This is a genomic window from Synechococcus sp. RSCCF101 (genome assembly GCF_008807075.1).
Lineage (GTDB): Bacteria > Cyanobacteriota > Cyanobacteriia > PCC-6307 > Cyanobiaceae > RSCCF101.
On the sequence record NZ_CP035632.1, the window covers coordinates 1646571 to 1660436 of the forward strand.

Genomic DNA, 13866 nt, shown 5'->3' on the forward strand with positions numbered 1-13866 from the left:
TTTCCACTCCAGACGATCGTGCTGCCATACCAGATCGAACGCATCGACCATCAGACCTCTGACGACCGCTCCCAGACGGATGTCTTCGAGATCGGTCCGCTGGAGCGGGGTCAGGCGACGACCCTCGGCAATGCCCTGCGTCGTGTGCTGATGGGGTCGCTGGAGGGCAGCGCCGTCACCGCGATCCGGATCGCCGGTGTGAACCACGAGTACGCCACCGTGCCCGGTGTGCGGGAGGACGTGCTCGACATCCTGCTGAACTGCAAGCAGATCTCCGTGGCGAGCCGCAGCCCCGAACTCGAGATCGGACGACTGGTGGTGACCGGACCGGCCAACGTGACCGCCTCCGACCTGCAGTTCTCCTCCCAGGTGCAGGTGATCGATGGGAACAGCCCCATCGCCACCGTGGCCGACGGCCACTCCCTCGAACTCGAGGTGCATGTCGAGCGGGGCGTGGGCTATCGCCCCGTCGATCGCCACAGCGAGGACACCAGCGCGATCGATCTGCTTCAGATCGATGCGGTGTTCATGCCCGTGCGACGCGTGAACTACACGGTGGACGAGACCGCCGTGGGTGAAGGCGGTTCGGCCACCGAGCGCCTGCGCCTCTCCATCCAGACCAACGGTGCGCTCACGCCCGAGGAGGCGATGTCGCAGGCGGCCAACCAGCTGATCAGCCTGGTGGAGCCCCTGGCCAGCCGCTCGATGGAGGAGGATCCCGCCCTCGAACCCGAGCCCTCCGCCGAGGCCCAGATCCCGCTGGAGGAGCTCAACCTCTCGGTACGGGCCTACAACTGCCTCAAGCGGGCCCAGGTCAATTCGGTCTCCGATCTCATGGGCTTCAGCTACGAGGATCTGCTGGAGATCAAGAACTTCGGCTCCAAGTCGGCCGACGAAGTCATCGATGCGCTCGAGCGGATCGGCATCTCCCTGCCGCAGAGCCGCACCAGCGTCTGAGCCGCACCACGCCACCCCCCGCACCTTCTCGCCTCCCATCCGACCATGCGCCATCAATGCCGCGTCCCCCAGCTGGGCCGCCCAGCCGATCAGCGCCGGGCCATGCTCCGGGGTCTCACCACCCAGCTGATCCGTGAAGGCCGTGTCACCACCACCCGGGCACGGGCACGGGCCCTGCGGGATGAAGCCGAGCGCATGATCACCCTCGCCAAGGACGGCAGCCTGGCGGCCCGTCGCCGCGCCATTGGCTACATCTACGACAAGCAGCTGGTGCACGCCCTGTTCGAGAAGGCGTCCAACCGCTACGGCGACCGCTCCGGCGGCTACACCCGCATCATCCGGACCGTACGCCGGCGGGGCGACAACGCCGAGATGGCCATCATCGAGCTCGTCTGACCAGGGCCGCTCTGACCCCTTCCGGAGCCGATCGCTCGCCCCAGCGGATCGCCCTCTGCCTGCAGTACGACGGGGCCGCATTCCACGGCTGGCAGCGCCAGCCGAACGCCGACAGCGTCCAGGCCGAGCTTGAGCGGGCGATCCGGATTCTCGATGACTGCGAACCCTCGCCCACGGTGGCGGCCGGTCGCACCGATGCCGGCGTCCACGCGGCCGCACAGGTGGCTCACTTCGACACCCGCTCACCCATGGCGCCCGTCCGCTGGGCCCGGGCCCTCAACGGCGCCCTGGCTCCGACGGTGCGCGTACTGGAATCGCGGCCGGTGGCCGCCAGCTGGCATGCCTGCTTCTCGGCAAGCCACCGGCGCTACCGCTACCTGATCTTCAACGGACGCCATCCCAACCTCTTCCTGGCCCGCCAGAGCTGGCACCGCTACCGGGCTCGGCTCGACGACGGCGCCATGAGCCGGGCCCTGCGGTCGCTGCTGGGGCACCATGATTTCAGCGCCTTCCAGCGGGCCGGCAGCCACCGCTCCCACGCCCGCACCACCGTCCAGGAGGTCGCGCTCGAACGCCACGGTGACCTGATCGAACTGGAAGTGCAGGCCAGCGGATTTCTCTACGGGATGGTGCGCCTGCTGGTGGGACAACTGGTGGCCGTGGGCGAAGGGCGCATCAGCGAGGCGGTGTTCGACCGGCGCTGGCGGCAGCAACGGCGGGCGGAGGTGAAGGAGGCCGCCCCACCCCAGGGACTCTGCCTGCTGCGGGTGGGCTATCCGGAGCCCGTGTTCAGCCGATCCCTCTGCCACGACGCCCTGCCTCACATCCGACTGGCGACGTCGGACGCACCCGATCCACCCGGCCCGGGCAGCGACATGGAGCTGATGGCCGCAGGATAAGATGGAGGATTGCGACGCGCAGACGAGCCTGCGGCATCTCCGCCGGGGTCCGACCTGCAGAACCGCCTGCCGCCACGATCTGCCCCCCTTCGCGGGTGCGGTGCGGCGTCCACACGAATCCGGCCAGCCGGTGCGATGAACAAGACACCAACTCCCTCTCTCCACACCCTCGAGCGCCAGTGGTTCGTGGTCGATGCCGAGGATCAGACCCTCGGACGGCTCGCCAGTGAAGTGGCCCGGGTGCTGCGGGGCAAGAACAAGCCCACCTTCACCCCCCATCTCGACACCGGGGACTGCGTGATCATCATCAACGCCGAGAAGGTGCGTGTGAGCGGGCGCAAGGCCACCCAGAAGGTCTACCGCCGCCACTCGGGTCGCCCCGGCGGCATGAAGCAGGAGACCTTCGCCGCCCTCCAGGACCGCCTGCCGGAGCGCATCGTGGAGAAAGCCATCAAGGGCATGCTTCCCCACAACGCCCTCGGGCGCCAGATGTTTCGCAAGCTGCACGTGTACCGCGGTGGTGAGCACCCCCACACCGCCCAGAAGCCCCAGCACCTCACCTTCGCCAACACCAGCACCGCACAATGAGTTCCTCCTCCAACAGCGTCGTCTACTGGGGCACCGGCCGCCGCAAGACGGCCGTGGCTCGCGTCCGGCTGGTTCCGGGAACGGGAACGATCACCATCAACGGTCGCCCGGGCGATTCCTATCTGAACTTCAACCCCGCCTATCTCTCCGCGGTGAAGGCTCCGCTCGACACGCTCGGCCTGATCGGCGAATACGACATCCTGGTCAACGTGAAGGGCGGCGGATTGACCGGCCAGGCCGATGCGATCAAGCAGGGTGCCGCCCGCGCCCTGTGCGAGCTGTCGGCCGACAACCGCAAGCCGCTGAAGGTGGAGGGTCATCTCAGCCGCGATCCCCGCGCCAAGGAGCGTCGCAAGTACGGCCTCAAGAAAGCGCGCAAGGCGCCTCAGTTCTCCAAGCGCTGATCACCACCGGTCCAGGACCGGCTTTTCCCGTCCCGTCTGCCCCATTCCGATGCCCAAACCCGAGATCCACCCCACCTGGTATCCCGATGCCAAGGTGATCTGCAACGGCGAGGTGGTGATGACCACCGGCTCCACCCAGCCGGAGATCCATGTGGATGTCTGGAGCGGCAACCACCCCTTCTACACAGGCACCCAGAAGATCCTCGATACCGAGGGCCGGGTGGATCGCTTCATGCGCAAATACGGCATGCGCCCGCCGGGTGGTGACCAGGAGGCCTCCTGAGCCCCCGCTCGGCCCCGTTGCCCACCGGACTGAGCGCCGCTGATGGACCGCGCCCTGCTTGAGGAGCGGCTTCAGACCGCCGAGGCCACCCTGATCCAGCTGGAACGTCAGCTGGCCGATCCATCCGTGGCCTCCGACCCGTCCCGGCTCCAGCCGATTGCCCGCGAACGGGCGCGGCTTGAACCGCTCGTGACCGACTACCACGCCCTGCTCCGCTTCGAGCGCCAGCAGGACCAGGCCAGGCAGCTGCTGCGGGAGCATCGCGGCGAGGCCGACATGGAGGCCCTGGCCCAGGAGGAGCTGACGGAGCTGGAATCCAGCATCCGGGCACTGATCGACGCCATCACCCTGGCTCTCCTGCCCAGCGATCCCCGCGATGAGCGCAGCGTGATGCTGGAGATCCGGGCCGGTGCCGGTGGCGATGAGGCCTGCCTCTGGGCCGGTGATCTGGCACGCATGTACGAGCGCCACGGCCAGGCCATGGGCTGGGCCGTGCAGCCGGTCAGCGCCTCCGCGGCCGACCTGGGCGGATTCCGGGAGCTGATCCTCTCGATCCGCGGCGAGGGCGTCTACAGCCAGCTGAAGTTCGAGGCGGGCGTTCACCGCGTCCAGCGCGTGCCCGCCACGGAATCCCAGGGACGGGTGCACACCTCCACCGCCACGGTGGCCGTGATGCCCGAGGCCGATCCGGTGGAGGTGGTGCTCCAGCCGGGCGACCTGGAGATCAGCACCGCCCGTTCCGGCGGTGCGGGGGGGCAGAACGTGAACAAGGTGGAAACGGCCGTGGACGTGCTGCACCGGCCCAGCGGCATCCGGGTGTTCTGCACCCAGGAGCGATCGCAGCTGCAGAACAGGGAGCGGGCCCTGGAGATCCTGCGGGCCAAGCTGCTCGACCGGGAGCGGGCGGACGCCGCCGCCCGGGAGGGGGCCCAGCGCAGGGCCCAGGTGGGGAGCGGCGACCGCAGCGAGAAGATCCGCACCTACAACTACAAGGACAACCGGGCCACCGACCACCGCCTGGGACGTCACTTCAGCCTCGACCAGGTGTTGACGGGCAGCCAGCTGGCCGACATCGTGGCCGCGTGCCAGGCGGCCGATCAGCAGGCCCGCCTTGAGGAGCTGGCGGAGGCGGCGGCCAGGTCCTGATCGGAGGGAGGCCGGCCCTCAGGCGCCGATCACATACTTGGCCCACTCGCCGTAGCGGCCGGCGCGGATCTGGCGCGTGGCCTCGAACGTGAGGCTGGAATGGGGCCGCCGGGGAGCGCGATGCAGCGGCATGCCGGCCTCCTGAGGCGTGCGGTTGCCCTTGCGCACATTGCAGCGCAGGCAGGCCGTGACCACGTTCTCCCACACGTCCGCCCCGCCGCGGCTGCGGGGCAGCACATGATCGATCGACAGGGGCTCGCTGACGCCGCAGTACTGGCAGCGGTGACCATCCCGCTGGAAGACGTTGCGGCGGGTGAGCGGCAGCTCCCGGAAGGGCACCCTGACGTACTGGCGCAGACGGATGACGGTCGGCAGGGTGATGTCCGGACGGATGAGGCGGCTGCTGTCGTGTTCGAGTCCGACGGCCTTGCCCTTGATCAGCATCACCATGGCGCGACGCCAGGAGGTGATGTTCAGGGGCTCGTAGGAGGCGTTGAGAACCAGGACCTGACCCATCGGTGCCCCCACGTGGAGGAAGGCTAGGGCTGATCTCCAGTCGGGTCGGTGACGGGGCTTACCGTCGCTGCCATGCGACACCCGGACGACGGCGCTGAGCTCGACCCCCGCCAGCGCGCCTGGGTCGACGTGGAGGCCGACGCGATCCGCTCCAATGTCCGCCTGATCCGCTCGGAGCAACTGGGCCACGCCACCCGGCTGATGGCGGTGGTGAAGGCCGATGGCTACGGCCATGGCGCCCTGGCGGTGGCCCGAGCGGCAGCGGAGGGCGGGGCCTGCCAGTTCGGCGTCGCCACCCTCGCCGAGGGGATCGAGCTGAGGCGGGGCGGCATCGAAGCGCCCGTGCTGGTGCTGGGTAACCTCATCGACGCCGCCTCGCTGGCCCAGTGCGTGCGCTGGAACCTGATGCCGACCCTCAGCGATCCGGACCAGGCCCGCCACTGCCACGACCTGGCCCGGGCCGGGGGACGACGGCTCGCCGTTCATCTCAAGGTCGACACCGGCATGAGCCGCCTGGGCGTGCCCCTGGGGGACGCCCTGCCCCTGGCCGAAGCGATCCAGGAGCTGGAGGGGCTGGAGCTGGCCGGCGTGTACAGCCACCTGGCCATGGCCGATGGCCCCCCGGACGGGCGGGCCGACGCGGTGACGCGCCGCCAGCAGGAGGCGTTCCGGGGTCTGCTGGCCTCCCTGCAGGACCGGGAGATCCGCTGCGGTCTCCGCCATCTGGCCAATTCCGCCGGCACGCTGCGGGATCGGGCCCTCCATCACGACCTGGTGCGCGTCGGCCTGGCCCTCTACGGCCATTCCCCCTCCGGGCATCTGGCGACACCGGGCGGGCTGCGGCCGGCGCTGCACCTGAGGGCGAGGGTCACCCTGGTGCGCTCGATCGGCGCGGGGGTGGGTGTGAGCTACGGACACCACTTCATCAGCAGCCGCCCCATGCGCCTGGCCGTTGTGGCGATCGGCTACGCCGACGGGGTGCCGCGACTGCTGTCCGGGCGGATGGAGGTGCTGCACCGGGGCCGGAGCCTGCCCCAGGTGGGAGCGATCACGATGGATCAGCTGATGATCGATGCCAGTGGCTGCCCGGATCTGCAGGCCGGGGACACGGTGACCCTGCTCGGGAGCAGTGGAGCGGCGGTGCTCTCTCCAGCCGAGTGGAGCGACCAATGCGGCACCATCCCCTGGGAGATCCTGTGCGGGTTCAAGCACCGGCTGCCACGACTGCCCGCGGCCGCGCCGGAGGCGGTGGAATGCGGGCAGCACTGATAAGGTGGCAGCGCCGCTGGAGAGGTGGCTGAGTGGTTGAAAGCGGCTCCCTGCTAAGGAGTTACAGGAGGCAACTTCTGTCGAGGGTTCGAATCCCTCCCTCTCCGTTTCCGGTCAAGCGCTGAGCCGATGCTTCACGGCCTGAGGCAGCACTGACCGCTGAACCGCTCACTCCGCCTCGGATTCTGGCTCCTCATCCAGCCGGCGGGCGGCTGCCGCAAGCCCGGCTGCCAGATCAGGAAGCAGGGTTTCATCGGCGGCCCGCTCCGCGCCCTCGCTGAAGGCGACGATCAGCATGGGCGGGAGATCCTCGATCTCGATCCAGGCCGCATCGTGCCGCGCCTGACTCATCCAGCCGGCCTTGCTCCAGAGTCCGGCTGTGACAGGGATCCCTCCCCCGAGAAAACCGTCCACCTGATTCTCGGGATCCGCCACCCGCTCGCGGGGATCCAGCGAGCGGCTGAGCAGATCGCGCAGGCGCCGGCAGGCCGGCGGGGAGACCACGGCGTCTGTCATCACCGCGTGCAGCAGACGAGCGGTGCCGAGGGTGCCCATGCGGTTGCGGTTGCTGAGGTCGGCGCCGTAGTGACGCCACTCGCGGCCGTAGGGACCGTCGCCCCAGGTCTTCTGGCAGGCATTGAAGCCCCGCAGTTCCTCCCAGCCCAGCTCCTCCAGCCAGCGGTTGACCAGCTGGCGCTGATCGCACCAGAGCGACCAGTCCGGTTCCGGCAGATCGGGGCCGCCCGTGGTGCCCGTCAGCAGATCCACCAGCAGGGCCGTGGCGTCGTTGCTGGAGTCGCGGATCATGTCGGCCATCGCGCGCCTCAGCTCGTCGTGCTCCAGCAGGAGATCGGCCTGCAACCAGGCCTCCACCGCCACGGCGTAGACCAGCTTCACCACGCTGGCGGGATAGCGCATGCGCTCCCCGCCGAGGCTGGCTCCCACGGCCTCCCCCTGCGGGCCCTCCGGGTGGAGCAGCCAGGTCACGCTCAGCTCCTCTGCCAGATCCGGTCGCCCCGGAGCGGCCAGCTCACCGGCCACCAGCTCCGAGAGCAGCTGGTGCATGCGTGGCTCAAAGCGGTAGAACGCCATCAGGGCCGGCGGTGAGGATGGTGAGCGTAGGAACGCCCGTGGCGGCGGAACTGCTGAGCCCGGGCAGCTGCTGGCGCCTCGATCGACATGCGCCCGGCTACGCGCGCCCGGAGGGCAGCGCACTGGCGACCGAAGTGTCGGCCGGCCGGCGCTTTCAGGTGGGCCTCCACCCGGGCCACCGCTGCGGAGCCGGCCGGTCGGGAACGGGGGCGGCTGATCGCATCCCGGTGCGGCTGCTCGAGGACGGCTACCCCTGCTGGCTCAGCCTGCAGGACTGCCTCGGCCATGCTCGGGCCTCGCTGGCGGTCCGGCCGCCGCGACCGGGACTGCCGCGGATCCGCCAGCGCATGGAGGCGGTGCTGGCCCAGGCCCTCTCGGCCATGGAGCGGCCGAACCGGTACCTGTGGGGAGGCACCGTCGGGCCGGATTTCGACTGCTCCGGGCTCGTGCAGAACGCCTTCGCCTCCCAGGGCATCTGGCTGCCGCGCGACGCCTATCAGCAGGAGCGGTTCTGCCGGCCCATCGCCGTGCGGCCCGGCGTGCTCAACCTTCTGCGCCCGGGGGACCTGATCTTCTTCGGGACGGCGGCCCGCTGCACCCATGTGGGGCTGCATCTCGGCGGTGGCCGCTACCTGCACAGCTCCGGGCGCGAACACGGCCGGGACGGACTCGGCATCGACGGCCTGGCGCCGCGGGATCACCATCCGGTGGCCTGCCACTACCGCCGTGAACTGCGGGGAGCCGGACGGGTGGAGCGCTCCCACGACGGCACCACCCTGCCCTGACCCCCGATCGGGTCGCGCCCTAGGTTGCCGCCGACCGGTCCATGCCATGACGTCCTCCGCCCCCCAGACTCCTGCCGCCGCAGCGGCCGCGCCGGATCTGTCGGTGGTGATCCCGATCTACAACGAGGAGGACAGCCTCGCTGATCTGCTGAAGCAGCTGCTCACGGCCCTGCGGCCCCTCACACTCAGCTTCGAGCTGGTGCTGGTGAACGACGGCTCGACGGACGGATCGGCCCGGGTGCTGGAGGAGCAGGTGCGGCAGGTGCCGGAATTGGTGGCCGTGCTGCTGCGCAAGAACTACGGCCAGACCGCCGCGATGGCGGCGGGATTCGATGCGGCGCGCGGAGCGATCATCGTCAGCCTCGACGGCGATCTGCAGAACGACCCGGCCGACATCCCCCTGCTGGTGGAGAGGCTGCAGCAGGGCTACGACCTCGTCAGCGGCTGGCGCCACGACCGGCAGGATGCGGCCCTGATGCGGAAGCTGCCCTCACGGCTGGCCAACCGCCTGATCGGTCGCGTGACCGGCGTGCGCCTGCACGATTACGGCTGTTCCCTGAAGGCGTACCGGCGCGAGGTGCTGGAGGACATGAACCTCTACGGGGAGCTGCATCGCTTCCTGCCGGCGCTGGCCTTCATCGAAGGGGCACGCATCACGGAGGTGAAAGTGAATCACCGGGCCCGTCAGTACGGGGTGAGCAAGTATGGAATCGATCGCACCTTTCGCGTGCTGATGGACCTGCTCACGGTGTGGTTCATGAAGCGCTTCCTCACCCGCCCGATGTATGTGTTCGGCTTCGGCGGCATGGTGGCGATGGTCGCCGCCCTCGTGGCCGCCTCCGTGCTGCTGGTCGACAAGCTGATGGGGGCGGACATCGCCAATCGCCCCCTGCTCAGCCTGGCGGTGGTGCTGGGTGTGTGCGGTGTGCAGCTCTTCTGCTTCGGCCTGCTGGCGGAGCTGCAGATGCGCACCTACCACGAGAGCCAGGGTCGCCCCATCTACCGGGTGCGGGCCACGTTGCGCGGCAGCGGCGACTGATCTCGGGCGGCAGAAGGGCGCACCGGTCCGCGGTAGCGAGCCATCTGGCGTGCCGCCTCCGCCACCACGGCGGCATCCGCGTCGCGCAGGCCGCGGCGGATCAGAGGGAGGGCACCGGGATCGCGGAAGCGGGAGCAGAGTCGCATGGCCTGCAGGCGTTCAGCGGAGGACCCGGAGCTCAGCTCACGCAGGACCTGCAGCCACGCCAGGCGATCGCGGCCCACCAGTCCCCGCAGCGGAGGAGGGCCGTCCATCGCATCGACCCCGGGGCCGCCGGCGCCGGCCGCATCGTCCGACTCCGCGGGCCCGTCCAGGGCGCGGCTGATCTGGGCCCGGTTGAGCGACGCCACGGCGGACGCATCGGTGGAGGCGAGCAGCCGGGGCCGCCGCCCCCGGCTGAGCCAGACCACGGCAGCCACTCCCATCAGCAGGGCCACGGACAGGACTCGGGTCATGGAGCGAAGGAATGATGCGACGACGGTTGAACTTTTATGTCACCGGGAACGGCAGCAAAAGAGCCCAGCACCACTCTGCCTATTGTTCGGCAGACCCATGCTGATCCGTGACATGACAGGAGAGTTTGCAGCGGCCTGGATGCCCTCGGTGTTTGTTCCTCTCGTCGGCATTCTTGGAGCAGCTGTCGCCATGGCTCTGCTGTTCAACGTGATTGAAGCCACCGAGTGAGGTCTTCGTCCTGTCCGCTTCGTCGTCCCCGTCCATGACCGTCACCCCCGTTGCTGATCCCACCGTCGGCAATCTGGCCACACCGATCAACAGCAGCTACTTCACCAAGGCCTTCCTCAACGCCCTTCCGGCCTACCGCCCATCCCTCTCGCCCAACCGGCGCGGGCTTGAGGTCGGCATGGCGCACGGCTACCTCCTCTACGGGCCCTTCGCCTACACCGGCCCCCTCCGCTCGACCGATTACGCCTCCACCGCGGGCCTGCTGGCCGCTGTGGGCCTGGTGTCGATCCTGACGGTCTGCCTCTCCATCTACGGCACCGCCGGCGATGGTCCCAACGTGCAGCCCGCCGACGCGACCATCGACAACCCTCCCGCCGATCTGTTCACCAAGGCCGGCTGGGCCGAGTTCGCCAGTGGTTTCTGGCTCGGCGGCTGCGGGGGTGCGGCCTTCGCCTGGTTCCTGGCCGGAACCGACCTGGTGAAGAACGTCGCCGGCAGCGTGCTCAGCCTGAGCTGAGTCTCAACTGCCACTCCACACACCTGAATGAAGCGGCCGGTTGCGCGCACCGGCCGCTTCATTCTTTTGAGCTGCCAGGATTGCCGCCCTGATACGAGGGAGCGGCGGTGGCCTCGATCTCCGATCCGTTCCTGAGACGACCGGTCCTGACGGTCGTCTGCAGCCTGTTCATTCTTCTGGCCGGCCTGCTGAGCCTGGTGGGTCTGGGTCTGGAGGATCTGCCGCAGATCGCCCCCACCCGCGTGAGTGTGCGCGCCACCTTTCCGGCTGCCTCGCCGGAGGTGGTGGAGCAGGGGGTGACGGCCGTGCTGGAACAGCAGCTCAACGGCCTCGAGGGTCTCGAGAGCATCAGCTCCAGCAGTTCTCTGGGCAGCAGCAGCATCGCCCTGCGCTTCGAGGCGGGCGATCCGGAACTGAATGCCATCAAGGTGCAGAACGAGGTGAGCCTCGCCACCCGCCGGCTGCCTCAGGCCGTGAGCCGTCAGGGCATCCGGGTGCGCCGCTCCTCGAGCGACCTGCTGATGATCCTGGGCTTCAGCGCCGACCCGGGCCTCTATGGCCGGGAGTTCATCTCCGGCTGGCTCGATCAGCAGCTGAGGGACGGGCTGCAGCGCCTCGAGGGCGTCGGTGAGGTGGTGGTGTTCGGCAGCAGCGAACTGGCCTACCACCTCTGGCTGGATCCCATCGCCCTGCAGACCCACGACCTCACGGTGGGTCGGGTGTCCCAGGCCCTGCTGGAGCAGAACGTGCTGCCGGCCCTCGGGCAGGTGGGCGACGCACCGGCCCCGGAGGGCCAGGCCCTCACCCTGCCCCTGCGCGCGGATGGTCGGCTGCGCACGGTGCAGGAGCTGGAGCAGCTGGTGGTGCTGCGGCTGCCCAACGGCGGACTGCTGCGCCTGCGCGACGTGGGCCGCGTGAGCCTCGGCCCCGAGGACTTCGGCAGCAGCGCCATCAACATCCGTGGTGATCCCACCGTGGCAGTGGGCATCTTCCAGCGGGACGGCAGCAACGCCATCGCCGTGAGCGATCAGGTGCGGGACGGACTGGAGCGCCTCCGGCCCGGCTTCCCGCCCGGCCTGCGCATGGATGTGATCGTGGATGTGGCCACCACGGTGCGGGCCAACCTCGACCGCACACTGGCCACGCTGCGGGATGCGGTGCTGCTGGTGCTGCTGGTGCTGCTGCTGTTCCTGGGGCGCTGGCGCCTGGCCCTGATCCCGGCGATCGCAGTGCCGATCGCCCTGGTGGGAAGCCTGGCCCTGGTACGGCTGAGCGGCGAGAACCTCAACAGCCTGACCCTGTTCGGTCTCGTCCTGGCCACGGGCATCGTGGTGGACGACGCGATCGTGGTGAGCGAGGACATCGCCGGGCGGATCGAGCGCGGCAGCCCGCCGCTCGGGGCCGCGTTCGAGGCGATGCAGGAACTGGCCGGGGCGGTGATCGCCACCTCGCTCGTGCTGGCCGCGGTGTTTCTGCCGGTGCTGCTGATCCCGGGCTCGATCGGACGCCTGTACCAGCCGATCGCACTGGCCATCAGCGGAGCGATCCTGTTCTCGACGCTCAATGCCCTGAGCTTCACGCCGATGGCCTGCGCCCGGGTGCTCTCCGGAGCGGGCCGGGGCCTGCCGCCGCCGCTGCGGCAGCTGAGCCGCCACCTGCGCCGCTGGCTCGACCGGAGCCAGCAGGCCTACGGCCGCCTGCTGCATCGGCTGCTGCGCTGGCGCCGCAGGGTCGCCGTCCTTCTGGTGCTGGGCCTGCTGCTGACCATCGCCGGGCTCCAGGCCACGCCCACCTCCTTCATCCCCGACGAGGACCAGGGCCAGCTGCGGGGGTACTTCACCCTCGCCGACGGCGCCAGCCTGCAGCGCACGGAAGCCGTGATGGAACGCATCCGGGCCGTGGTGGCCGAGGAGCCCCTGATCGTCACCGGCAACTTCTACGCGGGCCGCAGCTTCGGGCAGAGCGAGCCGAACAGCGGCTCGTTCTACCTGCGCCTGCCGCCGCTGGAGGAGCGGGGCGGCGGCGACACCAGCAGCACCGCCGTGCGCCGGCGGCTGCAGCGGGCCCTGGCGGAGCAGCTGCCCGACGTGCGGGTGGTCGTGACCACTCCCCCCACGGTGCGCGGCTTCAACAGCGAAGCGGGACTGACCATGGAACTGCTGGATCGCAGCGGCGGACTCCTCGATCTGGAGCGGTTCGAAGCGGCCGCACGGGAGTTCATCGACCAGGCCCAGGCCACCGGCCGGTTCGAGCGGGTGAGCACCCGCTTCGATGCCAGCTCGCCCCAGGTGGAACTGATTCCGGACCGCGATCTGATGGCGGCCGCCGATCTGCCCTTCGTAGCGACTCTGCAGGAGATCGGCGCGGCCATCGGCGGCCGCTACCTCGATGACACCTACCAGGAGGGCCGGATCCGCAGGATCTACGTGCGGCTGGAGGGGGCCGATCGGGCGGTGCCGGAGGACCTGCTGCGGTTGCGGGTCGCCAACCGGGAGGGTGAGCTGGTTCCCGCCGCCGGGGTGGTGGGCCTCGAAGCCCGGCAGGGCACCAACCGGATCGAGCGCTACGACCAGACCCGATCGATCACCGTCACCGCCCTTCCCGCGACCGGAGTCAGCAGCGGCCAGGCGATCAGCACATTGCAGGAGCTGAGCGACCGACTGGGGGGCGACGGCCGCCTCGATCTGGTCTTCACCGGCCTGGCCCGGGAGGAGCAACGGGCCGGCAACAGCAGCTGGATCCTCTTCAGCCTCGGCCTGGCCGTGGTGTATCTGCTGCTGGCCGCCCTCTACGACAGCTTCCTCGCCCCATTGATCATCCTGCTCACCGTTCCACTGGCCCTGATGGGAGCCCTGGCCGGACTGTGGCTGCGCGGCCTGCCCCTCGATGTCTACGCCCAGATGGGTCTTCTGGTGCTGGTGAGCCTGGCGGCGAAGAACGGCATCCTGATCGTGGAGTTCGCCAACCAGCGGCTCAGGGCCGGGCTCTCGCTGACAGAGGCGATCCATGGCGCGGCCGTGCAACGGATGCGGCCGATCGTGCTGACGGCGGTGACGTCCCTGGCCGGATTCCTACCCCTGGTGATGGCCAGCGGAGCCGGTTCCGCCAGTCGCATCAGCATCGGAACGGTGGTGTTCAGCGGTCTGCTGGTGTCGACGCTGCTCAGCCTGTTCATCGTCCCCTCGGTGTACCTGCTGCTGCGAGGACCTCGGCGGGCGGAGAGCGAGCGGTCCGGCGGATCCGCCGGGTCATGAAAAAGCCCCGGCTTGCGCCGGGGCGTGATCCCATCCC

At 69.5% G+C, this 13866-nt stretch carries 16 protein-coding genes and 1 tRNA gene; 14 read left to right on the forward strand and 3 right to left on the reverse strand.

Annotated features, from left to right (window positions below; translation table 11 throughout):
* Window positions 1-18 precede the first annotated feature (18 nt).
* From EVJ50_RS08100 to prfA, 7 genes are all read left to right on the forward strand, one after another.
* A complete protein-coding gene (locus EVJ50_RS08100) occupies window positions 19-957 on the forward strand; it encodes a DNA-directed RNA polymerase subunit alpha (RefSeq protein ID WP_150883390.1) in 939 nt (312 codons plus the stop codon).
* A 45-nt stretch (window positions 958-1002) separates the two neighbouring features.
* Window positions 1003-1353, forward strand: a complete 351-nt coding sequence (rplQ, locus tag EVJ50_RS08105; RefSeq protein WP_150883392.1) for a 50S ribosomal protein L17 — start codon at window positions 1003-1005, stop codon at window positions 1351-1353.
* Window positions 1354-1364: 11 nt separating this feature from the next.
* Complete coding sequence (gene truA, locus EVJ50_RS08110) at window positions 1365-2252, forward strand: tRNA pseudouridine(38-40) synthase TruA (protein WP_150883394.1); 888 nt, start codon at window positions 1365-1367, stop codon at window positions 2250-2252.
* Between the two features lie 135 nt (window positions 2253-2387).
* Window positions 2388-2840, forward strand: a complete 453-nt coding sequence (rplM, locus tag EVJ50_RS08115) for a 50S ribosomal protein L13 (RefSeq protein WP_150883396.1) — start codon at window positions 2388-2390, stop codon at window positions 2838-2840.
* Entirely contained in the window at window positions 2837-3244 is a 408-nt protein-coding gene (gene rpsI / locus EVJ50_RS08120; protein ID WP_150883398.1) for a 30S ribosomal protein S9, read from the forward strand. Before rplM ends, rpsI begins: the two co-directional genes overlap by 4 nt.
* 49 nt (window positions 3245-3293) lie before the next feature.
* Window positions 3294-3527, forward strand: coding sequence for a 50S ribosomal protein L31 (rpmE, locus tag EVJ50_RS08125; RefSeq protein WP_150883400.1), 234 nt, complete (start codon window positions 3294-3296; stop codon window positions 3525-3527).
* Between the two features lie 42 nt (window positions 3528-3569).
* Window positions 3570-4673, forward strand: coding sequence for a peptide chain release factor 1 (prfA, locus tag EVJ50_RS08130; RefSeq protein WP_150883402.1), 1104 nt, complete (start codon window positions 3570-3572; stop codon window positions 4671-4673).
* A gap of 18 nt (window positions 4674-4691) precedes the next feature.
* Here the strand turns inward: prfA and EVJ50_RS08135 are convergent, their stop codons facing one another.
* On the reverse strand, window positions 4692-5189 hold the full coding sequence (locus tag EVJ50_RS08135) for an HNH endonuclease (RefSeq protein WP_150883404.1): 498 nt from the start codon (window positions 5187-5189) through the stop codon (window positions 4692-4694).
* 72 nt (window positions 5190-5261) lie between these two features.
* On the opposite strand from EVJ50_RS08135, the gene alr reads away from it, so the two are divergent.
* Window positions 5262-6458, forward strand: a complete 1197-nt coding sequence (alr, locus tag EVJ50_RS08140) for an alanine racemase (RefSeq protein ID WP_150883406.1) — start codon at window positions 5262-5264, stop codon at window positions 6456-6458.
* An 18-nt stretch (window positions 6459-6476) separates the two neighbouring features.
* A tRNA-Ser gene (locus tag EVJ50_RS08145) sits at window positions 6477-6565 on the forward strand.
* A gap of 61 nt (window positions 6566-6626) precedes the next feature.
* Here EVJ50_RS08145 and EVJ50_RS08150 read toward each other — a convergent pair.
* The gene (locus EVJ50_RS08150) at window positions 6627-7550 is read right to left on the reverse strand and encodes a serine hydrolase (RefSeq protein WP_150883408.1); all 924 of its coding nucleotides are present in this window, start codon (window positions 7548-7550) and stop codon (window positions 6627-6629) included.
* A 17-nt stretch (window positions 7551-7567) separates the two neighbouring features.
* Here EVJ50_RS08150 and EVJ50_RS08155 point away from each other — a divergent pair, with 17 nt between their 5' ends.
* Both EVJ50_RS08155 and EVJ50_RS08160 read left to right on the forward strand, forming a co-directional pair.
* Window positions 7568-8335 (forward strand): C40 family peptidase, encoded by a 768-nt coding sequence (locus EVJ50_RS08155; protein ID WP_150883409.1) that lies wholly within the window; start codon window positions 7568-7570, stop codon window positions 8333-8335.
* A 46-nt stretch (window positions 8336-8381) separates the two neighbouring features.
* Window positions 8382-9374, forward strand: coding sequence for a glycosyltransferase family 2 protein (locus tag EVJ50_RS08160; protein WP_150883410.1), 993 nt, complete (start codon window positions 8382-8384; stop codon window positions 9372-9374).
* Here the strand turns inward: EVJ50_RS08160 and EVJ50_RS08165 are convergent.
* Window positions 9335-9829 carry a hypothetical protein gene (locus EVJ50_RS08165; protein ID WP_150883411.1) on the reverse strand — a complete coding sequence of 165 codons (495 nt, stop codon included), beginning with the start codon at window positions 9827-9829 and terminating at the stop codon, window positions 9335-9337. The two genes, EVJ50_RS08160 and EVJ50_RS08165, sit on opposite strands and share 40 nt — an antisense overlap.
* A 112-nt stretch (window positions 9830-9941) precedes the next feature.
* On the opposite strand from EVJ50_RS08165, the gene EVJ50_RS08170 reads away from it, so the two are divergent.
* From EVJ50_RS08170 to EVJ50_RS08180, 3 genes are all read left to right on the forward strand, one after another.
* A complete protein-coding gene (locus EVJ50_RS08170) occupies window positions 9942-10058 on the forward strand; it encodes a photosystem I reaction center subunit VIII (RefSeq protein ID WP_150884948.1) in 117 nt (38 codons plus the stop codon).
* 34 nt (window positions 10059-10092) lie between these two features.
* Window positions 10093-10575 carry a photosystem I reaction center subunit XI gene (locus tag EVJ50_RS08175; protein WP_150883412.1) on the forward strand — a complete coding sequence of 161 codons (483 nt, stop codon included), beginning with the start codon at window positions 10093-10095 and terminating at the stop codon, window positions 10573-10575.
* Window positions 10576-10682: 107 nt separating this feature from the next.
* Window positions 10683-13829, forward strand: a complete 3147-nt coding sequence (locus tag EVJ50_RS08180; protein WP_150883413.1) for an efflux RND transporter permease subunit — start codon at window positions 10683-10685, stop codon at window positions 13827-13829.
* Window positions 13830-13866: the final 37 nt, after the last annotated feature.

Coding starts and splice junctions, on each gene's coding strand:
- rplQ (WP_150883392.1), top strand. CDS start 1,003: ATGCGCCATCAATGCCGCGTCCCCCAGCTGGGCCGCCCAGCCGATCAG.
- rplM (WP_150883396.1), top strand. CDS start 2,388: ATGAACAAGACACCAACTCCCTCTCTCCACACCCTCGAGCGCCAGTGG.
- rpsI (WP_150883398.1), top strand. CDS start 2,837: ATGAGTTCCTCCTCCAACAGCGTCGTCTACTGGGGCACCGGCCGCCGC.
- rpmE (WP_150883400.1), top strand. CDS start 3,294: ATGCCCAAACCCGAGATCCACCCCACCTGGTATCCCGATGCCAAGGTG.
- prfA (WP_150883402.1), top strand. CDS start 3,570: ATGGACCGCGCCCTGCTTGAGGAGCGGCTTCAGACCGCCGAGGCCACC.
- EVJ50_RS08135 (WP_150883404.1), bottom strand. CDS start 5,189: ATGGGTCAGGTCCTGGTTCTCAACGCCTCCTACGAGCCCCTGAACATC.
- alr (WP_150883406.1), top strand. CDS start 5,262: ATGCGACACCCGGACGACGGCGCTGAGCTCGACCCCCGCCAGCGCGCC.
- EVJ50_RS08150 (WP_150883408.1), bottom strand. CDS start 7,550: ATGGCGTTCTACCGCTTTGAGCCACGCATGCACCAGCTGCTCTCGGAG.
- EVJ50_RS08155 (WP_150883409.1), top strand. CDS start 7,568: ATGGTGAGCGTAGGAACGCCCGTGGCGGCGGAACTGCTGAGCCCGGGC.
- EVJ50_RS08160 (WP_150883410.1), top strand. CDS start 8,382: ATGACGTCCTCCGCCCCCCAGACTCCTGCCGCCGCAGCGGCCGCGCCG.
- EVJ50_RS08165 (WP_150883411.1), bottom strand. CDS start 9,829: ATGACCCGAGTCCTGTCCGTGGCCCTGCTGATGGGAGTGGCTGCCGTG.
- EVJ50_RS08170 (WP_150884948.1), top strand. CDS start 9,942: ATGACAGGAGAGTTTGCAGCGGCCTGGATGCCCTCGGTGTTTGTTCCT.
- EVJ50_RS08175 (WP_150883412.1), top strand. CDS start 10,093: ATGACCGTCACCCCCGTTGCTGATCCCACCGTCGGCAATCTGGCCACA.